General features: G+C 48.3%; 20 protein-coding genes and 1 riboswitch. Of the genes, 4 read left to right on the forward strand and 16 right to left on the reverse strand.

The window, feature by feature from the left end; translation table 11 throughout:
* Positions 1-2: 2 nt before the first annotated feature.
* The 6 genes from FHS16_RS03185 to liaF all read right to left on the reverse strand — a co-directional run bounded on the left by FHS16_RS03185 (position 3) and on the right by liaF (position 5865).
* Positions 3-695 (reverse strand): response regulator transcription factor, encoded by a 693-nt coding sequence (locus tag FHS16_RS03185; protein ID WP_183558822.1) that lies wholly within the window; start codon positions 693-695, stop codon positions 3-5.
* 82 nt (positions 696-777) lie between these two features.
* Positions 778-2442, reverse strand: coding sequence for a S1C family serine protease (locus FHS16_RS03190; RefSeq protein ID WP_183558825.1), 1665 nt, complete (start codon positions 2440-2442; stop codon positions 778-780).
* Between the two features lie 188 nt (positions 2443-2630).
* Entirely contained in the window at positions 2631-3044 is a 414-nt protein-coding gene (locus tag FHS16_RS03195) for a YugN family protein (RefSeq protein WP_183558827.1), read from the reverse strand.
* Between the two features lie 74 nt (positions 3045-3118).
* A complete protein-coding gene (locus FHS16_RS03200; RefSeq protein WP_183559641.1) occupies positions 3119-3757 on the reverse strand; it encodes a response regulator in 639 nt (212 codons plus the stop codon).
* A 23-nt stretch (positions 3758-3780) separates the two neighbouring features.
* Positions 3781-4815, reverse strand: coding sequence for a sensor histidine kinase (locus FHS16_RS03205; protein ID WP_183558829.1), 1035 nt, complete (start codon positions 4813-4815; stop codon positions 3781-3783).
* Positions 4816-4821: 6 nt separating this feature from the next.
* A complete protein-coding gene (gene liaF / locus FHS16_RS03210) occupies positions 4822-5865 on the reverse strand; it encodes a cell wall-active antibiotics response protein LiaF (protein ID WP_183558831.1) in 1044 nt (347 codons plus the stop codon).
* Between the two features lie 262 nt (positions 5866-6127).
* Between liaF and FHS16_RS03215 the strand changes: the two genes are divergently transcribed.
* Complete coding sequence (locus FHS16_RS03215; RefSeq protein WP_183558833.1) at positions 6128-7423, forward strand: ammonium transporter; 1296 nt, start codon at positions 6128-6130, stop codon at positions 7421-7423.
* A gap of 201 nt (positions 7424-7624) precedes the next feature.
* Here the strand turns inward: FHS16_RS03215 and FHS16_RS03220 are convergent, their stop codons facing one another.
* The 10 genes from FHS16_RS03220 to metA all read right to left on the reverse strand — a co-directional run bounded on the left by FHS16_RS03220 (position 7625) and on the right by metA (position 18520).
* Positions 7625-8008 carry a hypothetical protein gene (locus FHS16_RS03220; RefSeq protein WP_183558835.1) on the reverse strand — a complete coding sequence of 128 codons (384 nt, stop codon included), beginning with the start codon at positions 8006-8008 and terminating at the stop codon, positions 7625-7627.
* An 80-nt stretch (positions 8009-8088) separates the two neighbouring features.
* A complete protein-coding gene (locus FHS16_RS03225) occupies positions 8089-9486 on the reverse strand; it encodes a methyl-accepting chemotaxis protein (RefSeq protein WP_221226248.1) in 1398 nt (465 codons plus the stop codon).
* A gap of 128 nt (positions 9487-9614) precedes the next feature.
* A complete protein-coding gene (locus FHS16_RS32205) occupies positions 9615-9743 on the reverse strand; it encodes a hypothetical protein (RefSeq protein WP_269433050.1) in 129 nt (42 codons plus the stop codon).
* A 61-nt stretch (positions 9744-9804) separates the two neighbouring features.
* On the reverse strand, positions 9805-10407 hold the full coding sequence (locus FHS16_RS03230; protein ID WP_281378982.1) for a 3D domain-containing protein: 603 nt from the start codon (positions 10405-10407) through the stop codon (positions 9805-9807).
* Between the two features lie 61 nt (positions 10408-10468).
* On the reverse strand, positions 10469-12406 hold the full coding sequence (thrS, locus tag FHS16_RS03235; RefSeq protein ID WP_183558838.1) for a threonine--tRNA ligase: 1938 nt from the start codon (positions 12404-12406) through the stop codon (positions 10469-10471).
* A 414-nt stretch (positions 12407-12820) separates the two neighbouring features.
* A complete protein-coding gene (locus tag FHS16_RS03240) occupies positions 12821-13753 on the reverse strand; it encodes a putative sporulation protein YtxC (protein WP_183558840.1) in 933 nt (310 codons plus the stop codon).
* Positions 13754-13930: 177 nt separating this feature from the next.
* Positions 13931-15067 (reverse strand): cyclic dehypoxanthinyl futalosine synthase, encoded by a 1137-nt coding sequence (gene mqnC / locus FHS16_RS03245; protein ID WP_183558842.1) that lies wholly within the window; start codon positions 15065-15067, stop codon positions 13931-13933.
* Between the two features lie 166 nt (positions 15068-15233).
* Positions 15234-16406 carry a trans-sulfuration enzyme family protein gene (locus FHS16_RS03250; protein WP_183558844.1) on the reverse strand — a complete coding sequence of 391 codons (1173 nt, stop codon included), beginning with the start codon at positions 16404-16406 and terminating at the stop codon, positions 15234-15236.
* 3 nt (positions 16407-16409) lie between these two features.
* Positions 16410-17573 carry an aminotransferase class I/II-fold pyridoxal phosphate-dependent enzyme gene (locus FHS16_RS03255; RefSeq protein WP_183558846.1) on the reverse strand — a complete coding sequence of 388 codons (1164 nt, stop codon included), beginning with the start codon at positions 17571-17573 and terminating at the stop codon, positions 16410-16412.
* 29 nt (positions 17574-17602) lie between these two features.
* Complete coding sequence (gene metA, locus FHS16_RS03260; RefSeq protein ID WP_183558848.1) at positions 17603-18520, reverse strand: homoserine O-acetyltransferase MetA; 918 nt, start codon at positions 18518-18520, stop codon at positions 17603-17605.
* A 100-nt stretch (positions 18521-18620) separates the two neighbouring features.
* A riboswitch (SAM riboswitch) is annotated at positions 18621-18729 on the reverse strand.
* Positions 18730-19136: 407 nt separating this feature from the next.
* Between metA and corA the strand changes: the two genes are divergently transcribed.
* The 3 genes from corA (at position 19137) to FHS16_RS03275 (ending at position 21984) form a co-directional block, all read left to right on the forward strand.
* Positions 19137-20072 carry a magnesium/cobalt transporter CorA gene (gene corA, locus FHS16_RS03265; protein ID WP_183558850.1) on the forward strand — a complete coding sequence of 312 codons (936 nt, stop codon included), beginning with the start codon at positions 19137-19139 and terminating at the stop codon, positions 20070-20072.
* 150 nt (positions 20073-20222) lie between these two features.
* Positions 20223-21125: a LysR family transcriptional regulator gene (locus tag FHS16_RS03270; RefSeq protein WP_183558852.1), complete on the forward strand. Its 903-nt coding sequence runs from the start codon at positions 20223-20225 to the stop codon at positions 21123-21125.
* A 46-nt stretch (positions 21126-21171) separates the two neighbouring features.
* Entirely contained in the window at positions 21172-21984 is an 813-nt protein-coding gene (locus FHS16_RS03275; RefSeq protein ID WP_183558854.1) for a histidinol-phosphatase, read from the forward strand.
* Positions 21985-22018 lie beyond the last annotated feature (34 nt).

The following is a 22018-nucleotide window of genomic DNA, read 5'->3' on the forward strand; positions in this document are numbered from 1 at the left end:
GCCTAACCCGCCTCTCCGCGAAGCACATAGCCGGTACCGCGAACCGTCTGAATAAGCCGGTTTTTGCCTCCGTCCTCTACCTTTTGGCGCAGCATCGCAATATATACCTCAAGCACATTCGATTCCCCGCTGAAATCATAGCCCCATATTTTCTCCATAATCGCATCGCGGGTAAGCACGCGGCGCGGGTTCTGCATAAACAGCAGAAGCAGGTCATATTCCTTCGATGTAAGCTCAATCCGGCGCCCGGAGCGAATTGCCTCCCTCGCATCCATATCCAATATTAAATCTTCGTATAATAGCTGATTGCTGGATTGTTCGATTTTGTCCGACTTGCGGCGCAGCAGTGCGCGAGCGCGGGCGAGCAGCTCTTCAAGCGCGAATGGCTTCACCAAATAGTCGTCTGCCCCGAGATCAAGCCCTTTTACCCGGTCAATGACGTCATCCTTTGCGGTAAGCATCATGATGGGAACGGTGCTACCGCTCTCGCGCACACGGCGGCAAACCTCCCAGCCATCAACCTGCGGCATCATAACATCGAGTATTAGCAAGTCAGGCTCGGCTTTGAGCAGCACCTTCAATCCTTCCATGCCGTTTGAAGCCGTTGTCACCTCGTACCCTTCGAATGCCAAGCTCCTTCTAAGCAACGATATAATTTTGTCATCGTCATCTACTACCACAATATGCTGTCTCATCTGCGTATCCCCTTTATTTGCAGCAAAAAGCACAGAGCCATCTGTCACTCTGCGCTTTTTGCCTTACGTCAATCGTTTAATCTTATTGAGCGCCCGATAAATTCTTATCGCCGATCTCAACCTGCAAATTCATAGCGCTGCCTTTGCGTACGATATTCAACTCGACCTTATCGCCGACTTTCTTCGTTTGTATCGCCGCAATGAGCTCCTGCGTATTCCCATATTTCTTGCCGTCGATTCCGACAATAACGTCAAATTGCTGTAGCTCGGCAAGATACGCCGGAGAATTATAGTATACATTACGAACGATAGAACCTTCTACCGCATCCATACCAAGCTGCTTCGCGATATCTGCCGTTACATCCTGCAGCTCTGCACCGATATAAGGAACAGCTGGCTTAGGAATCGTAGTGTTGTTTTTAAGATTCTCAAGCACTTCCTGAATCGTGCTCGTCGGAATCGCAAAGCCGATACCTTGCGCTTGCGAGCTTACCGCTGTATTGATACCGACTACCTCTCCGTTCACGTTCAGTAGCGGACCGCCTGAGTTGCCGGGATTAATAGAAGCATCCGTTTGCAGCAAATGCTCGTATTTGCGTTCGCCTTGAGCATCTTGAATATCGATAGGTCGCTCCTTCGCGCTAAGCACCCCTACAGTTACCGTGTGATCAAAGCCGTACGGGTTGCCAATCGCCACAACCCAATCGCCAATGTTAATGTTGTCGGAGTTGCCAAGCGGCAGCGTCGGGAATGCTTTCTCGCCAGTCACTTTAAGTACAGCTAGATCCAGATCATAGCTCGAACCAAGCAATTCAGCTGTGAACGGCTTATCATAGCCTTGTACAATAACTTTGATTTGATCGGACTCGCCAACTACGTGTTGATTCGTAAGGATATAGCCAGTCGATTCGAAGAAAAAACCTGTACCTATTCCTGATTGCTGCATTTGGCTGTCATCTTGATTGGTCCCTGCTTCAGGCTCAGTCGTTCCTGGGTAGTCATCTCCGAAAAATTGTCTGAAAAAGGAATCATCCAGCATGCTGCCGCTAGTGCTTCGCTTAGCTGTATTCACGAACGTTTCAATCTTTACGACAGCAGGACTTGCCGTCTCAAATAATTGAGCGATGTTGTCAGGTCTTGCGGCAACTGTAGCTGCTCCGCTTGAGCTTCCCGCTCCTGCCGAAGCCGTAGAGCCCGCTCCGCTCGATTGCGTAGTATTTGCAGCAGTCGGCTCGCTCGTAAACCAATTGTTTAAATCGGCAGTGTACATCAATGACCCTACAAGAATAACGCCTGCAAGAAAAGATACAAATACCGCTTTAAAAGAAGTGCGTTTTGATTCTCGTACCTGCCAAGGTCCCTTTGCAGTCTGCGGAGATGGATTAAACGAACGAATTGGCGATTGGATCGGCGCAGGCGGGCTTGCCTTCTCCGTATCCGGCAATGCGCCTTGAGAATGCGATGCATCCGCTTGCGTTCGCTGTATGTCCCCGTAGGGCTCGTCTTGAATCAGCTTAGGCTTCTCTAGGCTTGGGCCCTGATTGGCAGCATTTGCGCCTTCTTGAGCATTCGCTTTAAAAGGGCCATAAGAATAATAATAAGAGGGCTTAGCTGCTTGCTCCTGAGTATCCGAAACCGCTTGCGGCTCTTCTTTTACGCTGCTATCAACGCTTTCAGGCGCCCCTTGCTCCTCATCATTTTTTCGAAAGAAATCATCAAAGCCTTTTTTGTTGTTTTGATCATCCATGTCCGTTCTCCTCCTTGAATCTTATTGCATCATGCTCCCGCGCGGTCTTCTCGCACGCAGCCTGTTATTTGGTATAGCTCTATCATGCACATTCTACCTTAAAACAAACTTAAAAGGAATTTAAACAGAAATAAAAAAAACGCCCAAAAGTAATTTTGGAAGCGTTTTTTATGTGTGTGTTTTTGTATTCAATGCGGGAAAAGCCGTTCAACTTCATCAAGAGCCGCTTTAGCTTGATCAATCCATTTGGGCTCTATATGCGCGTCAGGATCGGTTGGCGCTTGAAATTGATCGAACAGCGCGCCGACGACGCGCACCGATGCTTCAGGATCATTTCCTTCCCGGTAAAGATGCTTCAGCACGTAAGGCGTACCCATCTTGATCGTCGCCTCGTTATCGGCTTCTCCACTATCAATATGACCGGCTACCACCTCGAAAGGTATGCGAAGCCATACTTTATGCGATTCATCAAGCGATCGATCAAAGGAGCCTCCGTCGTATTCCCAGTTGCCCCCGAGCGTGAATTGTCTGGACTCCAGCAGCTCCTTCGTTTGTAAAAAATGTTGCTCCCGTGACTCCAGTACGGACGATATCGGTATCATGAAAGGTGCTCCTTCCCCTAGCATATTTCTCAGCTTCATTCGGCTAGAGGTAGTATGCCCGCCTATTTCTTCCTTTATGTGCGATTTGCCCAGCCCTTGCGATGGGCGAGAACAGCCAGCTGGGTGCGATCATCCAGCTCGCACTTCATTAATAGATTGCTCACATGCGTTTTCACCGTTTTGATGCTGATGTGCAGCTCTTCCGCAATTTCTTTGTTCGATTGGCCGTCGGCAATAAGCAGCAGCACTTCCTTCTCGCGCTCTGTTAAGCCTTCATCTCCCGATTGCGCCGTGCGCTGCCTAAGGCCTCTGGTTAATGCTTGGGATACATCCGCCGTCATCACAGGCATTCCTTTAAAAGCGCCGCTAATGGCATAGATAAGCTCCTCCGCTGAAACCGTTTTGAGCACATAACTGACAGCACCTGCTTCGATTGCGCCATAAACCTTATCATCCTCCAGAAAGCTCGTCAGCATCACGATCTTCATATCCGGATGCTTGGCAATAATCGCTCTCGTGGCAGCAATGCCGTCCATGCCTGGCATCATTAGATCCATCAAAATAATTTGCGGGCGTTTGTCATCCGAGCTTGAATCCAAAAAATCGATAGCGGCCTGTCCGTTGCTTGCCTCCGCAATCACTTGGAATTTGGGCTCCAGCATCAAATACGTCCGAAGGCCGGTCCTGACCATGTCATGGTCATCTACAATCATAATTTTAATTTGCTCTGCTCCGCTCACTCTTCTTGTTCTCCCTTCAGCATCTTAGGTATCGTAACTTTGACTCTGGTTCCGCCGCCGGGCTTGCTCCATATTTCTGCCGCTCCGCCAAGCTTTTGCGCCCTCTCCTGCATCGTCGAAAGACCGTAGGAGCCTCTTTTGACCTCATCGGGCTTGAATCCGATTCCGTCATCCTGCAAAATCATTACAACCTGTCTTTCATTGTCCGTAAGCGTTAACGTGCATCCTGATGCGCCAGCATGCTTCACAATGTTAGCCATCGCTTCCTGTGCGATTAGAAACAGCTGATGCTCTTTCGCTTCGGACAAGCGCTCCTTCAAACGCCATTCCAATTCGCCCTGCAGCTTGTTTTGCCGGCAATAATCAGGAAACCATTTATCCAGCGCTTCATATAATGTTCTTCCTTCGAGCTCCATGGGACGCAGCTGTGCGATAAAATTTCTCATTTGCTTCTGCGCCAGATTAGACATATTTACTAGCTGCTCCAATACGGAATCGGCACGCTCGCGGTCAACCTGCTGCAGCTTCGGGAGTGAAGAGGCACACATATGAATCGCAAATAGCTGCTGGCTTACCGTATCATGCAAATCCCTTGCAAGCCGCTTACGCTCCTCCAGGACCGCTGCTTCATTAGAAGCAGATTCTGTCATGACATATTCCTCGCCGCGCATTTGCAGCCATTTCATTTTCTCTTCCATTTGCCCGGCAAGCTCATTGAATTCCCGATAAACCTCAATAAACGAATAATGCCCGCCCTCCGTGATCCGAATGCCGTAATTGCCATTAGCCGCCTGCTTTAACGACAAATGCAGCGTATCAATCCGGCGTCCAATTCGCTGAGCTGCCCAATAACCGAAAGCCGCGCTCACAAGCAGGAAGACGGAGGCCGCCCCGAGGCGCACTTCCGTCTTTCCTGCTTCATTCATTAGTCCAAGCCAGGTAACCGCGCCAAGCACAAGCGAAACAACAGAGGCAATAACGAACATGCCGATCAGTTCCCACTTGCCGCTTCGCAGAAAACGAACCATCATTTCTGATCACCCTACCTTCGTGACACGCACATCACCAATAAACGTGCTGACAATCAGTTTGATTTTTTTGTCCGTTTCTTGGTACGAAGGAGACTGGATATTGATATTTGTAAACAATCCGCCTTCTTTTTGGCCCAATATTTTCACGTCACCGATGAAAGCGCTCGATATGACCTGCACGCCGACCTCGTAATCATTCGGTACATACACCTTCACGTCGCCTATAAAAGAAGAGATATGAATTTTAGTCTCGCCTGGGTGAACCTGCGCTTTCGTCAAATCCAGCACGGTATCGCCGATGAAATGTGAAATATTAAGCGGCTTTAAATCCCAATAATCATGGCCAATGTGAATATCGCCGATGAATCCGGAACGAGTCTGGACACTTGAATCACCGTGGCTCCACCACTCCACATGCTCTTTATGGTTATGGTTTCTTTTCCAATCATGCGCGTTCTTTTTGAGCTCCGCCTTATGATGGTTTTTCCACTCTTTGAATTCCTTCTTGCCGGCTGGGAATGCGTCATAGGTTTTATGAGGCTGAGGCTCTCCTTCCAGCTTCGTATCCTGCTTCGTATCCTGCTTCGGAACCTCAAGAGGCTCTTTAGTAGGGTCCGGATGCAGGGGAGGAGCCGGCGGAACCGCTGCTGCTTCCGAATAAGGCTGATAAGACTTCCAATCATCCGTTGGAGGCGCCTGAAACTTTGATTTAGGTCTCCAGATTAAATTAATGCCGACTAAAATAACGACAACTGGCCAAATATAAGGAACAATATCGCCAATCGACCACGAAAATAGATCTAAATTGCGGCCTAGGAATATACAGCCGATCAGCATCACGACGGCTCCCCACCAGCTCGAACCCGAACCGTTTGACCTGCAGGACAATAAACCGCGTATTCCGACAATAATAAGCGCAACAGGCCAATACGTGGAAATCACATAACCAATATCAAAGGTCACATGACCTGTCTGCCTAAGCAAAAACAACACGCCAATTGTAATGATGACTAACCCGGTGAACAACCGGTTTGCGAAATTTCCGTTCATGCGGCCCCAGCTCCTTACGATTCCATCTTGGTTTGATAATCCTAGTATAACGGACGGGAATCAATAGAAAAAGGGACGGCCGATTGAAATCGCAATCAGTCTCTAGACGGAGCTTTTGTTGATTCTATCCAATTCATACCTGACATGCGTCATGAAACATCACCTCGCACGTTGACATTGCTCACTCCTTCTATTTATAATGATGAACGGATTAGGATAATAGAGACAACTATGCATAAATGATGGGACAGGGGATGAAGCAATGGACGTTATCGAACTGTCAAAGGGACTGGATACGATATGGGTCGTTTTGACAGCAGCCATGATCTTGCTTATGGAAGGCGGCTTCGCCTTGCTTGAGGCGGGATTTGTCAGGCAGAAGAATGCCGTCAGCATTATCATGAAGGTGTTTGTCGACATCGCTTTCGGCGCACTCGTTTTTTACTTTTTTGGATTCGCTCTCATGTATGGACAAGATGCAGGCGGTTTAATCGGTACAACCGGCTTTCTCATTAATGGCGACTTGTCTCACATTGTCTTAAATATTACTCACGAAACGTATTGGCTATTCCAGTGCGCGTTCGTAATCGCCGTCATCTCCATCGTTTCAGGAGCGGTTGCGGAACGGATCAACTTCAGAGCTTATATTCTCTTAACCATCGCAATGACGGGCTTCATTTATCCGCTTGCCGGCCACTGGGTTTGGTCGGGCAGCGGCTTTCTCGGAAAGCTGGGCATGATTGACTTCGCAGGATCTGCCGTTATTCATGCTTTGGGAGGTTTCTCGGCGCTGGCAGCCGCAATCTTTATTGGACCGCGAATCGGCAAATTCAGTGCAGATGGCAAGGTAAACATTGTACCGCCTTCTAATCTGCCGCTTGCTTCCGTTGGCGCGTTTATCTTGTGGTTTGGATGGTTCGGCTTCAACGCAGGCAGTACGCTTAGCGCTACAAACGGCTCAATCGGCCATATCGCCATTACAACAATGCTCTCCGCTGCTGCAGGCGGCGCGACTTGTATCCTGTTCACCATGTTCCGCTATAAGAAAGCGGATCCCCCTATGGTCATTAATGGTTCGCTTGCCGGTCTAGTCGGCATTACAGCAGGCTGCGCATTCGTTTCCGACATTGCTGCCATCGGGATAGGTGCTGTATCCGGTATTGCAATGGTGCTAGTGACGGAATGGCTGGAGGGCAGGCAGGTAGACGACCCTGTTGGCGCCTTTGCCGTTCACGGCGTAAGCGGCAGCATTGGTACTCTAGCAGTTGGCCTGTTCGCGCTCCCGGAATTAACAGAGGGAGTCGGAAAAGGATATTACGGTTTATTTTACGGCGGAGGCTTCAATCTGCTAGGCGTGCAAGCGCTCGGACTCGTAACGGTTTCCGTTTGGGGCTTCCTTCTTACATGGGGTGCGCTATGGCTCATTCGTAAAGTGATGCCTGTCCGCGTATCCAAGGACGAGGAGCTTATCGGGCTTGATGTCGGCATACACGGCGTACCCGCTTACAGCCAAGAGCATGATTTCCTCGATTACGATCGCTTGAGAAATAGCAAATAAACACAAAGAACCGTCTCTGCTAGGTGGCAGAGACGGTTCTTTTCTTCTATATGCTACTGATTCATTAGTCGTTATCATGTCACTGCAATTGTTCTTGTTCCCCTATTACCACAATTGCTTTTCGTTCATTCTGTAACTGCATTCATTATTCCTACTTCACAAAACTGCATTCATTATTCCTTCTTCACAAAGCCACATTCGCTATTCGTTCATTTCATTGGCAAGTTCATAGGAAACCGTAACAATATCCGTAGGGGCAGCTACATTTTTAATGGAACGGGCACTTTCGATTTCAAGGCGCAGCGCACGAACCTTTTCCATCGGCTTTCTTACGAAATGGATATATTCAACAGCCAAATGGTGATCAGGCTTTTTCCCTGTCAGCATTCTTCTTAATGTAGACATTGATTGATAAGCACGGTCTTCCATCAGCCTTCGTTTCTCATAACGCTCAACCATCTGTTCAATTTCGGCTATTTCCTGCTCTTTCTTAGCAACGTAGGCATCAATAAAAGGAAAAACCTCGCCCGCTTTACGATGATGGGCAGCAATTACAAAGCCTGAATGAATGATCGGATCTGTCATGAGAATTCACCTGTCTTGTCATGTTATTATTTCTTACATATGTAATCATACAACAAATCAGGATCGTTGAAAACTGTTTTTTACGCGATGGAAATATCTGCGCCAATAACACCTGCTACGCTGCCATCCGCACCGTAAATCGGCACCGTGACGGTCAAGCACAGCTGCTTGGTTATAGCCGAAACATACACCTCGGACTGAAAATTCTGCCCCGCCATTGCCCGTTTCCACCATTCTCTTCCCTTGGCGTTCATAAGCCCTGCTTCCGGCAAAGAAAAGATAAAGGAACCGTCAGCCCGATTAGACCAAATCGCCTCAATCTCAGCTTTTGATTTCAGTAATGCCGTAAGCTTCGGTTCATGCTCGTTTTGGCTCAATTGGGCCAGCTTTAAATCCGCAGCTGCCAATCTCAGCCATTCCTGAACGGATGCAACATTCACTTTGATCTCACGGTTCGTTTGGCGATCGCCTACTTGCTCAATCGCCAGTGACAGATCTGTGGACGATCGTCTAAGGGTTTGGCTGATTCGGTTCATATGTCCGATTTGTTCACGCTGTAGCTTTGTCATCTCAAGCGTGCTATCGACGCTTTGAAGCGTGTCATGAACGGAATCGACGACATCCTTCAACATAAGCGTTGATTCGGTCATATGGTCGGTTTGCTGCTTGCTCGCTGCGCTCGTCTGTTCGACAAGCTCATCGACTTCTACGATTCTAGAGAAAATAAGATCCATTCGATCTCGATTTACGGTCATTTCCGCAACCCCTCGTTCAACGGAGTGCTTCTCTCTGTCGACCGCATCCACAACTTGCTTCACTCTGCCTTCAATTTGCTCAACAATGGAAGAAGAGCGTTTGACTGCTTCCCCGCTCTGCTCCGCGAGTTTTTTGATTTGCTGGGCAACGACAGAAAAACCCCGTCCGTATTCGCCGGCATGAGCCGCTTCGATTGAAGCGTTCAAAGCCAGCAGTGAGGTTTGCGAAACGATTTCTTGTATAAATTGATTAATTTCATTAATATGGGAGGTTTGCTCGATTAACTGGCGAATATGCTCCTCCACGGATTGGTTATTGCGGTTCAGATCCTGCATGACTTCATCCGTGCTAGTCAAGGAATGGACTACGTCGAGGACCACTTCCTTCGTCTCTTTGCTCTTCGTGTTCAAATGCGATGATGTCCCGCTGATCTGCTCGGCTGCCGAGGCAACCTCTTGCAGCGCAGAGAACGCTTCCTCAATTCGGCTCATCGCAAGCGTACTGTTCGACCGCAGCTTCTGTTCATGTTCTGAGGAGACATCGGCAATTTCAGTCAAGCGGCTGGCAGATTGATCCACCTCGTCTACAGCAGCGTTCAATTGGTCGGAGATGACAACGGATTCATTCAACAAGCGTGTCATCTTAACAGATTCAGCCTCCTCTACTGAGGCAGCTGAACGGGCTTTCGTATTCCGAGAATACCAACTGGTCGTGGGACTCATGTCAGGTTTATTGCTCCTCTCGCATGCTGATACAAAATTTCCCTAAATTATATATCAGCATAGGGCAAAAGAAAAGAGGAACCGCTTGGGTTCCTCTTTTCACTCACGTTGTTGCATGGCAAAAAATACTACTTCTCAGCTTTTTGTTGCGCTGTGTTTGCTGCTTGTTTGCCAGCAGCATTATTTTGGTTCAATTCTTCTGCGAATTCCGCATTGTATTGGTTGTTTTGGGCTTTGTTGTTTTTGTTTTTAGCCATTATAATCACCTCCCCGTTCTAAAGATAGTATGGCGGAATCGGCGTTTATTATACGGGCTATTTACGATTCTAAATACGTTTGCGGGATAGGCTTTCCTGCTTCAATTGCCTGATTGATTTGATTAAGCCAAGCCTGAGAGAGCTTGCCCGTTCCGATCCGAAGCACCTCTACATCCACCGTTCGCTTGCCCCATTGCTCGTACACCTGTTTGATCGTTTCAAAATACAAATCGATGCGTTTCCCTTTTATCGCAGAGCCGGTATCCGCCACAACGCCATAGCCGTAGCCGGGAATATAGAGCAAGGTTCCGATCGGGAACAATCTCGTATCGGCAGCAATTGTAGACACCTGATCCCTGCGCACCTTAACACCGGAATACGTGATTCCGTATTGAGGATGCCCTGGGCGTTTACCGGTCGATTCTACGCCTGCTGTATAGCCGGTAGCGACAACCTCTACCTTAGCGGGCTTCTCCGGGTTCACTGGTGATGCCTTACCCGTTTTGGAGCCTTGAGTAGCACTAGTACCTGTACTGGCACCTTTCTTCGGATGGGAATGCTCCGCTTGCGCTGAGCACCTCATTGTATTTATACCGATCACAAAAACAGTAATAAGCAGCAGCAAAGTAAAACCTCTTCTAAAATAAAAAAAGCTTGTGGCCATCTGGGTTGCTTCCTCCTCAGAAGAATAATGCCCCAGTGGCCCAAGCTTTATGCGTACATCTTTATTGTTCCTTGCCTGCTATTTCCTTCTGAAGCTGTGCAATCAGCTCAGAGACTGGGATTGCTCCCAGGTCGCCTTCGCCTCGTTTGCGTACGGATACCGCCTCCGCTTGCATTTCATTCTCGCCTACGACCAGCATGTATGGCGCTTTCTCCAGCTGAGCTTCGCGAATTTTGTAGCCGAGCTTCTCATTGCGAAGATCGCTCTCGACGCGAATGCCATTTTCTTGCAGCTGCTCCGCAACTTTGCGAGCGTAACCTTCATAAGCTGTAGATACCGGAATAACCTTAGCTTGAACAGGAGAGAGCCAAAGCGGCAGCGCGCCAGCGAAGTTCTCCAGCAAGAAAGCCGTCATACGCTCCATGGTGCTGATGATGCCGCGGTGAATAACGACAGGACGGTGCTTCTTGCCATCCTCGCCTGTATACTCAAGCTCGAAGCGTTCTGGAAGCAGGAAGTCCAGCTGTGCTGTCGACAATGTCTCTTCTTTTCCAAGCGCTGTTTTAATTTGCACGTCAAGCTTAGGACCATAGAACGCAGCTTCTCCTTCTGCTTCGAAGAATGGAAGCTCCAGCTCCTCGACAACCTCGCGAAGCATGCGCTGAGACATTTCCCACATCTCATCGTTTTGGAAATATTTCTCTGTGTCCTTTGGATCGCGATAAGATAGACGGAATCGGTATTCCTTGATGCCGAAATCCTCATATACCTTGCGGATCAGGTTGACGACGCGCGCGAATTCTTCTTTGATCTGATCCGGACGACAGAAAATATGTGCATCATTAAGCGTCATCGCACGTACGCGGTGCAAGCCTGTCAGCGCACCCGACATCTCATACCGATGCATCGTTCCAAGCTCGGCAATCCTCACGGGCAAGTCGCGATAACTGCGCATATCGCTTTTGAACACCATCATATGGTGAGGACAGTTCATCGGACGCAGAACGAGCTCCTCGTTATCCATAATCATTTTGGGGAACATATCTTCGCTGTAATGCTCCCAGTGCCCCGATGTTTTGTAAAGCTCCACGTTCGCAAGCACAGGCGTGTACACATGCTCGTAGCCTAATCTTTCTTCAAGGTCAACGATATAGCGCTCCATTGTTCTGCGAAGCTTTGCACCATTTGGTAGCCATAGCGGCAAGCCTTGGCCGACCTCGCGAGAGAAGGTGAACATTTTGAGCTCGCGCCCCAGCTTTCGGTGATCGCGCTTCTTTGCTTCCTCAAGGAAATGAAGATGCTCGTCCAGCTGCGCTTTTTTCGGGAATGCCGTTCCGTAAATCCGCTGCAGCATTTTGTTTTTGGAATCTCCGCGCCAATACGCCCCTGCTACGCTCAGCAGCTTGAACGCTTTGATACGTCCTGTAGATGGCAAATGAGGTCCGCGGCAAAGATCGAAAAACTCGCCTTGGTCGTACATGGTAATAACCGATTCCACGGGCAGATCGCGGATAAGCTCCAGCTTTAGGTTGTCGTCCAGCTCCGTAAAGATCGCAAGCGCCTCGTCCCTGCTTACGACTCTGCGGCGAATATCTAGGTTCTGCTGAATGATTTTGTCCATTTCCTTCTCGATTTTCACGAGATCCTCGGGCGTGAGCGATTGCTCCATATCGATATCGTAATAGAATCCATCCTCAATGACTGGTCCTATGCCGAGCTTAACGTTTTTGTTGCCGTATATGCGCTTAATCGCCTGTGCGAGCAAGTGCGCCGTGCTATGGCGGTATACTTCGAGACCGTCAGCAGAATCGACCGTTACGATTTCGATAGCAGCATCTGCTTCGATCGGCGTGTAAACGTCGACCACTTTGCCGTCGATTTTCCCCGCAATTGCATTTTTACGAAGCCCTGGGCTGATTGAGCCCGCCACTTCCTCAATGGTTGTACCGGCCGCGTATTCTCTTACTGCGCCGTCTGGCAATGTGATATGAATAGCCATAGTTGTTCATCCTCCAATTAGTTAGCAAACGAATCGATGCCTCATTATCCACAAGCAAAAAAGAGCACAAAAAAAGCACACATCCCTAAAAAGGGACGAGTGCTTGTATGCTCGTGGTTCCACCCTACTTCGACTGCGCAAGCGCTGCTCTTTGCCGCACTGCAGTCCTCGTAATATCCGGTAACGGGGATATCCGGTACAGCATACTGCCGCAGCATCTTCATCAAAGATTGCTACAGGTTCAGCCATACAGCTTGAAAGGGGTACATCTGCGGACATTATGGAAGGAAATTGCAGCCAAGTTTCCTCTCTCTGGGCCTAACATCGTAAGCAGAAGCATGTCTTTGTCATTGCTGATTAGATCTCATATGAAGATTATTATAGCCCGGCTCGTTTAATTGGTCAAGGCTATTGTCAAGGCTGAACGAGCTCATCCAGGCTGCTGCTGCACGAAACGCACTGAACACAGACAGTAACGCGCTGGTCAAAAATGGTTTCAATTGTACGGATTACCTGCATATCCGGCTGCCTGGTATGGATCGTAATATGCTTAGGCGATACGGCTATGAGCGAGCTGATAACCATATCCTCGATGTTCATCTCCGTTTCGAGCATTTCCGCTACAATACGATCCGACGGCGGGTTAGGGTCAAGCGGCTGGAAAGCGTCATCGTACAGCATGAAATCATGGCCGCCCTTGTGCAGCAAATGAACCATCGGAAGCTTCGTATCCTGCAGGAACACAAAATATTTCAGCAGGGATATAAACTCCTGATATTGTTTGTCTAATACATATTCATCCAGTGCATATTCCACCACTTCCGCCAATTCTTTGCGGTAAGGGATTAACCGGAAAGTTGTAAATCCATTTACGTTAAGCAGTGTATGCTCTTGCAAAAACAGCTCCGCTTCCACGGCTACCTTGTTTTTCCTCCTGAGCCGGTCCGCATCCAGAAACTTGGTGCCTAGCCCATCCCATTCCTTGCCGTGCAGCAGGTCATGACAATATTTCTCGATTGCTGCCGTATCCGCAGCGCTATTGTTGCGATATTTCTTTCGTATAATAGCAGCCAGCATGGAAGGCTCCATTTCGCTGACAACAAATTCTGCAATTGCAGCAGCTGCCGCATGATAAACGGCTTGACCGTGAGCTTTCAGCTGGAAATGCGGAAGCAGCGCCTCGCAGCTTATGGTCAGCTCCGATGTTTGTTCATACGCGATGAACGCTGGCTGCTCCAGGTTTGAATCGATATGTAAATCGACTAGCGCTTGTTCCGTCAATAAATCCTTCAGCTTGCTCACTGACTTTTGGAGACTTGCAGGCAATGTTACCGTGAATAGCTCCATAAGCTCACCCCTTTCCTTCCTTATCAGTATATGGTGCCGCGCACGGGGATATACGATGAAGACATTGGAATAAAAGAAGCGTATATACAAAAAGACGCTCGCGCGGCATTCCTACCGCTGGACGGTGGAAAGCTGCGCAAACGTCTATTCCGTATCTATTCTTTGCTCAAAGCAAGCTTAGTTTTGCATCACGAAATCAAGGTCAGCCTTGTCGGCTTCATTGTATATTTTCAAAATATTGTATTTCGTATCTCGCTGGGCAGGGATTTTGCCAACCTCGCGAATGAGCTCAAGGATAAGTTCGATGTTTACTTTATGAGTCGTTCCCGCAGCCGAAACGACATTTTCCTCAATCATCGTGCTGCCGAAATCGTTACAGCCATATGACAGAGAAAGCTTGCCCATCTCAGGCCCCATCGTCACCCATGAAGATTGGAAGTTCGGAATGTTGTCGAGCATGATCCGGCTAGCCGCAACGATTCGGAGATACTCCTCCGGCTTCGCTTTCTCCAGCTTTAGGTTCGTATTATCCGGCTGGAAAGGCCATGAAATAAAGGCTAGGAAGCCGGTTGAATCATATTTGTTCGCTATGCATTCATCCTGTGCGTCACGGATACGGAGCATATGAAGCGCACGCTCTTCAACTGTCTCGCCCAGCCCGTATACCATCGTTGCAGTCGTGTTCATGCCATGGCGATGGGCAGACTTCATGACGTCCATCCAATCGGTCCATGAGCCCTTCATCCGGCTGATCTTGCGACGGGTGCGGTCATCCAAAATTTCCGCTCCGCCTCCCGGCAAGGAATCAAGACCGGCTTCATGCAGCTGTCTGATTACTTCATCCAGAGAAAGGCCATCGGACACTACTTTCATCTTCTGGATCTCCGCAGGCGAGAAGGAATGCATCGTAATATGAGGAAAATGCTGCTTGATCTTGCGAAGCAGATCCAAGTAATAAGTAAATGGCAGGTTAGGGTTTGTTCCGCCCTGCATCAATATTTCCGTGCCGCCGACGTTAATGGTTTCTTGTATTTTGCTAAGTATCGTCTCGTCAGGCAGGACATACCCTTCCTTTGACCCTGGTGCACGGTAAAAAGCGCAGAAGCGACAATAAACATCGCAAACATTCGTATAATTGACGTTTCGGCCAACGACAAAGGTCGTAATTGGTTCGGGGTGATGCTTCAGCATAATCTGATTCGCGACATGCCCCATTTTTTCTATCTGATCTGATGCTAACAGCTCCATGCCTTCTTCGAGCGAAATTCGCTCGCCGCGCAATGCTTTATCCAAAATATGGTCTAACGTTCCCATTCCGCAAGACCTCCTTATTCCCATTCTAGGTAAACAATCCATTACTTAATCCTAACATAAAGCATAGTCCGAAGTCACTTTCCATATGATGCCCTCTCGGCTTGAAATAAGGAAAAACACGGCATGTTCGCAAGAACATCCGTGCTTTTCTTTCATTTCGTCCCTTTTAAGGGCGAAGCGCATTATCCAAATCCTCAATCAGATCCTCAATATCTTCAAGGCCAACCGAATAGCGTACCAAGCCGTCTGTAATTCCGCGTGCATGCCGAACCTCTTTCGGCATTGCTGCATGCGACATCATCGCGGGATAAGACAGGATGCTCTCAACCGCGCCGAGGCTGACGGCTACAAGCGGAATTTGAACCTTGCTTAGCAGCGCTTTTGCCCGCTCCCCGCTGCCTACATCGAATGACACAACCGCGCCATAGCCAAGCGATTGCTTCTCATGAATTTCTCTGCCTGGGTGGTTTGGCAGGCCTGGATAATAAACCGCGGTTACCTCGCTGTGCTCAGACAACCATTCCGCCAGCCTGCGTGCACTGCGCTCGCTGCTTTCCATACGCATCTGCAGCGTCTTCATGCCGCGCATCAAGAGCCATGACTCTTGCGCGCTTAGGACCGTGCCCATGCCGTTTTGAAGCTGCTTGAGCCGTTTGCCCAGCGCCTCATCGGCCGTAACCGCAAGTCCAGCAAGCACATCGCTATGACCGCCTAGAAACTTAGTCGCGCTATGCAGCACGATATCTACACCAAGCTCGATTGGGCGCTGGTGATAAGGCGTCATGAAGGTATTGTCAAGCATCGTAAGCAGCCCATGCTCTTTTGCCCATGCCGTCGTTTGAGCGATATTTGTAATTTTGAGCGTCGGATTGGAAGGCGTCTCCATGAATACCGCTTTCGTATTCGATTTGAGCGCAGCTTTAACCGCTTCGAAGTCTGTCATATCCACAAAGGTCGATTCAATGCCCAGACGATCTAGTATCGAAGTAAGTAAACGGTAGGTTCCCCCATATACGTCTTCCGTTACGATTACGTGTTCACCGGCAGACAACAGCAGAAAGGTCGTTGAAATCGCAGCCATGCCTGATGCGAAAGCGAAGCCCCTTGCCCCGCCTTCAAGCAGCGCGATGTAATCTTCAAGCGCTTGCCGCGTCGGATTGCCAGAGCGGCTGTAGTCATATTGCGGCGGATTGAAAATATCATGGTGATGAAACGTTGATGCCTGAAAAATCGGCACGCTCGAAGCACCGGTCTGCTCATCGATCTCGGCGCCGAAATGAATCAGCTTCGTTGCAAAACGCCGCTCGCGGGCGTTTTTTTTATGATTGTCAGTGCTCATCTGCTACTGAACCTCCTCGATTTCATTTTTCGCGGCAGCCAGCGCTTGCGCAAGATCCGCAATCAAATCATCCGCATGCTCGATGCCGACAGAGAAACGAAGCAGACGATCATCCACGCCAATAGCTTGACGAATTTCAAGCGGGATATCAGCATGTGTCTGTACAGCCGGATAAGTCATTAATGACTCTACGCCGCCAAGGCTTTCAGCAAATGCGATAAGCTTGATATGGCGTAGAATGGGCTCGATATATCTGGCATCCTTTAGACGGAACGAGAAAATTCCCGTATTGCCCGAGGATTGCTTATTTTGAATATCGTGGCCGGGATGATGGGGCAGTGCCGGGTAATAAACATCCTCGACAGCCGGGTGCTCAAGCAAGTAGTTAGCAATGGTAGTCGCATTATGCTGATGGCGTTCCATGCGCAGCGCCAACGTCTTCATGCCTCTCATTAGCAGCCATGAATCCTGGGGACCCAGCACGGCACCGATTGAATTGTGCAAGAAAGCCATCTCATCTGACAGCTCTTTGCCTTTGGTAACGATTAGACCGGCAAGAACATCATTGTGGCCGCCTAAATATTTAGTTGCGCTATGAATGATAATGTCGGCGCCCAGCTCGATCGGACGTTGAAAGAATGGTGTAAGGAGCGTATTGTCCACGATCGTCAGCAAACCCTTCGCCTTCGCCCATGCGGCTACCCGCTCAATATCCGTAATCATCATCAGCGGATTAGTAGGCGTTTCAATAAGTACCGCTTTCGTGCTTGGCGTCCACAAGGCTGCCATGGCATCAATATCATTCGTATCCACATAGGAAGCGGTGACTCCGAATCTGGACATAATCCGCTCCAGCAGGCGATAGGTTCCGCCATAAAGGTCGAGAGACACGATCAGATGGTCGCCTTGGCTGAATAAGGCAAATATCGTTTGCAGGGCTGCCATTCCCGAGCTGCAGGCAAATGCTGCGTCTCCTGCCTCTAATTGCGCTGCTGCTTCTTCAAGCACCGCTCTTGTCGGACTCTTTGTACGTGCATAATCGAAGCCGGTGCTTTGTCCGAGCTTTGGATGGCGGAATGCAGTCGCTTGATAGACGGGAAAACTAATCGCTCCCGTAACGGGTTCTTTAATGGATCCAATCTGGGCTAAATGACTCTCGATCTTCATGGTTATGCAGCTCTCCCTTAGTTATATAATTAAATGCCTCCACCCAAATCAAACGGTGTTTGCTGATATACATAGTAATTAAGCCAATTAGAGAATAACAAATTCGCATGTGAACGCCATGTTGATAAAGGCATGTTGTCTGGATTATCGCCCGGGAAATAGTTTTTCGGCACATCTATGTGCAAGCCCTTCGCTTTATCGCGGTCATATTCAAACTTGAGCGAGGTTGGATCATACTCGGAATGACCGGTTACGAAAATCTGCTTGCCATCCTTTGATGCAACAATATAAATACCGGAATCGGACGATCCTGACAAAATGTCCAATGCTTCAATATGCTCGATATCCTCACGGCGAAACTCCGTATGGCGCGACTGCGGCACAAAAAACATTTCGTCAAAGCCGCGAAGCAGGTTTACATTTCGTTTTTCCACAACATGCGGATAGACGCCGAATATTTTGTTGTCAAGATTATATTTCGGTACTTTATAGTGGTGGTAAAGACCTGCTTGTGCACCCCAACAAATATGGAAGGTTGATGTAACGCGCCTTGCGCTCCAATCCATAATTTCTTGCAGCTCTTCCCAATAGTTCACTTCCTCGAAAGGCATCTGCTCCACTGGAGCACCCGTAATAATAAGTCCGTCATAATACTCATGTGAAATCTCATCGAACGTTTTGTAGAAAGACTCCAAATGCTCGGCTGACGTATTCTTCGAGGTATGCGTTCTCGGATGCAGCAGCACGATCTCTACTTGCAGCGGCGTATTGCCTACGAGCCTTAGCAGCTGCGTTTCAGTTGTTTCTTTTGTCGGCATTAAATTAAGGATGGCAATGCGAAGCGGCCTGATGTCCTGCTGATAGGCGATGCTCTCATCCATCACGAAAATATTCTCGTTGCTAAGAATTTCTTTGGCCGGTAAGTTGTCTGGAACTTTGATTGGCATAGGTTTCACTCCTCTAAAGGCAGTTTGACCGCTTGAACATGAAAAAGACCCTTTCTGCTGTGAGAAAAGGTCGTATGCTCAGTAAATAAGCCATCCGCCTCTCTCATCTCTCAGAAACATAAATGCTTCCGCAAGAATTAGCACCGTGCGTGTTAACGCCGGTTGCCGGGCTTCATCGGGCTAGTCCCTCCGCCTGCTCTTGATAAGAAAGTAGTCTATTCAATTTTCCGCGGTTACATTTCACTATCACTTTAATGCATTCCGTCATTTGAGTCAAGAAGCTCATTTGCGAATCGAAACAAATTGGCTGTATTCCGCTCTTTTTGTGCTTGAATGTAAAGCTGGTGCAGGAGTATACTAGACAAGAATTATTTCGGAATATAAGAAATTATGCGTTTTCCAAACCTTAATGCGGTTCTTATGTTTCTTGATAATACGGGCTGCTGCTGCTGATGGCAAGCAACAGCCGTTACGAGTAATGATTCCATTTGATAAAGGGGTGCAAACGGACATGGAAGGCGACAGACCTAAGCCCGAAATCGAACGAATACGGTTACTGCCGGCCAAGTCCATTTCAGCCGGCAGTTTCCTCTAAAGAAAGAAAGGAGAACGCCGGATGAAAATACGTCTCGTTAGCAATGGCATTTTTACGACCATCGATGATATTAATGAAACTTTGATTCCCTCCAAGGAAGGTTTTTACTGGATTGATGCTGATGTGGAGGATCTTGCTGTCCTGCAGCCGCTGTTCAGCATGCATGATCTCGCAGTTGAGGATTGCCTCAGCGAGGAGGAGCAGCGCCCTAAGATCGAAATTTACGAAAGCCACTACTTCATTGTGATAAACAGCATTAGGTTCGATGACGAAGAAATTTTCCTAAGGGCGCTGAATATTTTTCTAGGCCGCCATTTTATTATAACCGTTACCAAACAAAAAATTAACGAGCTGCGCTCTCTGAAGCCCGTGCTGTGGGAGCAAGAGGTAAGCCGTCCAGATTATTTCCTCTATCACCTCGTCGACATCGTCGTCGATAATTATTTCCTTGTCGGCGATCGGATCGATAATCGGATCGAAGCGCTTGAAGAAGATATATTAATGCATACCAAGAAGTCGCATCTGAACGAAATCATCGGCTTGCGCGGAGAGATTCTATGGCTGAAAAAGGTGCTCGGTCCGCAGCGCGACGTGATCGCTACGTTGAATAAGAAGGATTTAAAGCTGATCGACGACCAGCTGCAGAAATATTTCAGCGACATCTACGAGAATGCGCTAAAAATAGCCGAGTCCTTTGATACGTACCGAGATCTAATGGGCAACTTACGTGAGGCCTACCAGTCCAGCGTATCCAACCGCGCCAATGAAATTATGCGCGTGTTTACAGCAATTACGACGATATTCATGCCGCTTACCTTCATAACCGGTATATATGGGATGAATTTCGACTTTATACCGGGACTTCATCTCCGGCTTGGCTCATACATTCTGCTCGGCATTATGCTGGTGCTCGGAATCAGCATGTTCTTCATCTTCCGCAAGAAGGAATGGCTCTAAGGAATTCATTCGCTATGCCCAAAAGGGATGCGTCCGCTCAGGCTATGATGCCTCTGGCGGGGCATCCCGTTTTTTGCTGTTGATCCTTCTTTCCATTATAATAACGAAAGACACAGCCCATTATTTCGTACCTTTGAAAGGGGGATTGACGTGAATATTAGCCAGCTTGAAACTCTTCTAACGATATCCAAGACAATGAGCTTCCGGAAAGCAGGAGAACTCCTTAATCTGACACAGCCTGCCGTTTCGGCACAAATAAAGAGCTTGGAAGATGAATTCAAAACGGTCCTTATCGATCGTAACCAGCCCGTCACTTTGACAGATCACGGACAAGTTTTTCTCGAGCATGCCGAACAAGTTCTAATGATCGTAGAAGAGATGAAGCAAAAGCTATCCGATTTGAATCTTACGCCGCAAGGACATATTCTGCTCGGCACGACATCATCTATCGCGATTCAGATATTGCCGCGCGTCTTATCTTATTTCCAGAATCAATTCCCTCAAATCAAAACAACCATACATTCCATGCCCTCATCCCAAGTGATGACGAGCGTCGAGAACGGCTCCGTTGATATCGGCATTACATACCTAACCGAAAAAAATCCGAACGTGACCTCCTCTGTCTTATACTATGATACGTTTGAACTTGTCGTTTCACCCGCACATCCGATGAGCCGACTTGTTCATACAACCGTTGATTCGCTTAAAGACATTCCCATGATTATGCTTGCGCCTGACACGCTTGGACGCAGATTCATCGATCAGATCTTTAGAAAACACAATGTTCAGCCGAATGTTGTCATGGAGGTTTCGAGCAGCGAAGAAGTAAAGCGGATGGTCGAAATCAATCTAGGCGCAGCAGTCGTATCCAAGCTGTCTATTGCTAATGAGTTGCGACTGGGATCGTTGAAGATGATTAAATTAAACGAGCTCGATATGAGTCATCCCGTAGGTGTCGTTTATAAGTCGGGACGCTACATTAATACGGCGATGCAGCAATTTCTCAGCGATTTGAAAGGGATGCCTGAGCATCATTTCATCAGCAGCGAATAGTTAAGATAGTTAACCTTAAATAGAAGCTCAAAAAGGAGAGAAAAGCATGAAATTCGATTTACATACTCACCATGTAAGATGCGGGCACGCAGACGGGAATATTGAGGATTATATTGTTGCCGGACTTGATGCGGGGCTTCAGGTTATCGGCATCTCTGACCATTCCCCTTACTTTTATCATGAGAAAGACCAGCCTTCTCCCGGCATTGCGATGGCTAGAAGCGATTTCGCAAACTATATTGAAGAGGTGCTTCGTTTAAAGGAGAAATACGCTGGTAAAATCGAGGTTTTGCTGGGTATGGAATCTGATTTCTTTCCTCAACATATAGAGAGCTACAAAAAAGCTTACGAGGGCGTGCCCTTCGATTATTTGATCGGCTCGGTTCACCAGGTTGGCGATGTCAGCATTTTCAACAGAAACCGTTGGAAGGGCTTGGATGAGAAGCAGCATATCATTGTGAAAAGAAGCTATTACGATTTGATCAAGCAATCCGCGCGAAGCGGCATGTTCGATATTCTGGGCCATATCGATGCGATGAAGGGGTATTATCCATCGTTCTCCGATATACCGGCAACTGCTGAAATCGATGAAACACTGAAGACGATCGCGGAGTGCGGAGTATCTATCGAAATCAACACATCCGGCAGTACGAAATACGTTGGGGGCTGGTATCCTTCGGATGCTATCCTTGAGCGGGCGCTCCACTTCGGCGTAAACGTTACCTTCGGTTCGGACGCCCACATTCCGAGCAGGGTTGGCGACGAATGGGAGCTTGTGCTGCAGAGGTTAAAAGAAATCGGTTTTAAGCAGTGGGTTTATTACCGCAAGCGTCAGCCGATTATCGTGCCGATCACTTAGTAAAAGACAAAAAAAGTGGACCTGCACGATGCAG

The organism is Paenibacillus endophyticus (assembly GCF_014192395.1).
In the GTDB taxonomy this organism is placed as follows: Bacteria; Bacillota; Bacilli; order Paenibacillales; family Paenibacillaceae; genus Pristimantibacillus; species Pristimantibacillus endophyticus.

Excerpts from the sequence above, each read along its gene's own strand:
- FHS16_RS03215 (WP_183558833.1), top strand. The coding sequence starts at position 6,128 with ATGGACGTTATCGAACTGTCAAAGGGACTGGATACGATATGGGTCGTT.
- FHS16_RS03255 (WP_183558846.1), bottom strand. The coding sequence starts at position 17,573 with ATGAAGATCGAGAGTCATTTAGCCCAGATTGGATCCATTAAAGAACCC.
- FHS16_RS03200 (WP_183559641.1), bottom strand. The coding sequence starts at position 3,757 with ATGATTGTAGATGACCATGACATGGTCAGGACCGGCCTTCGGACGTAT.
- FHS16_RS32205 (WP_269433050.1), bottom strand. The coding sequence starts at position 9,743 with ATGGCTAAAAACAAAAACAACAAAGCCCAAAACAACCAATACAATGCG.
- thrS (WP_183558838.1), bottom strand. The coding sequence starts at position 12,406 with ATGGCTATTCATATCACATTGCCAGACGGCGCAGTAAGAGAATACGCG.
- FHS16_RS03220 (WP_183558835.1), bottom strand. The coding sequence starts at position 8,008 with ATGACAGATCCGATCATTCATTCAGGCTTTGTAATTGCTGCCCATCAT.
- FHS16_RS03240 (WP_183558840.1), bottom strand. The coding sequence starts at position 13,753 with ATGGAGCTATTCACGGTAACATTGCCTGCAAGTCTCCAAAAGTCAGTG.
- mqnC (WP_183558842.1), bottom strand. The coding sequence starts at position 15,067 with ATGGGAACGTTAGACCATATTTTGGATAAAGCATTGCGCGGCGAGCGA.
- FHS16_RS03225 (WP_221226248.1), bottom strand. The coding sequence starts at position 9,486 with ATGAGTCCCACGACCAGTTGGTATTCTCGGAATACGAAAGCCCGTTCA.
- FHS16_RS03185 (WP_183558822.1), bottom strand. The coding sequence starts at position 695 with ATGAGACAGCATATTGTGGTAGTAGATGACGATGACAAAATTATATCG.
- metA (WP_183558848.1), bottom strand. The coding sequence starts at position 18,520 with ATGCCAATCAAAGTTCCAGACAACTTACCGGCCAAAGAAATTCTTAGC.
- corA (WP_183558850.1), top strand. The coding sequence starts at position 19,137 with ATGAAAATACGTCTCGTTAGCAATGGCATTTTTACGACCATCGATGAT.
- FHS16_RS03250 (WP_183558844.1), bottom strand. The coding sequence starts at position 16,406 with ATGAGCACTGACAATCATAAAAAAAACGCCCGCGAGCGGCGTTTTGCA.
- FHS16_RS03195 (WP_183558827.1), bottom strand. The coding sequence starts at position 3,044 with ATGATACCGATATCGTCCGTACTGGAGTCACGGGAGCAACATTTTTTA.
- FHS16_RS03275 (WP_183558854.1), top strand. The coding sequence starts at position 21,172 with ATGAAATTCGATTTACATACTCACCATGTAAGATGCGGGCACGCAGAC.
- liaF (WP_183558831.1), bottom strand. The coding sequence starts at position 5,865 with ATGAACGGAAATTTCGCAAACCGGTTGTTCACCGGGTTAGTCATCATT.
- FHS16_RS03205 (WP_183558829.1), bottom strand. The coding sequence starts at position 4,815 with ATGATGGTTCGTTTTCTGCGAAGCGGCAAGTGGGAACTGATCGGCATG.
- FHS16_RS03230 (WP_281378982.1), bottom strand. The coding sequence starts at position 10,407 with ATGGCCACAAGCTTTTTTTATTTTAGAAGAGGTTTTACTTTGCTGCTG.
- FHS16_RS03190 (WP_183558825.1), bottom strand. The coding sequence starts at position 2,442 with ATGGATGATCAAAACAACAAAAAAGGCTTTGATGATTTCTTTCGAAAA.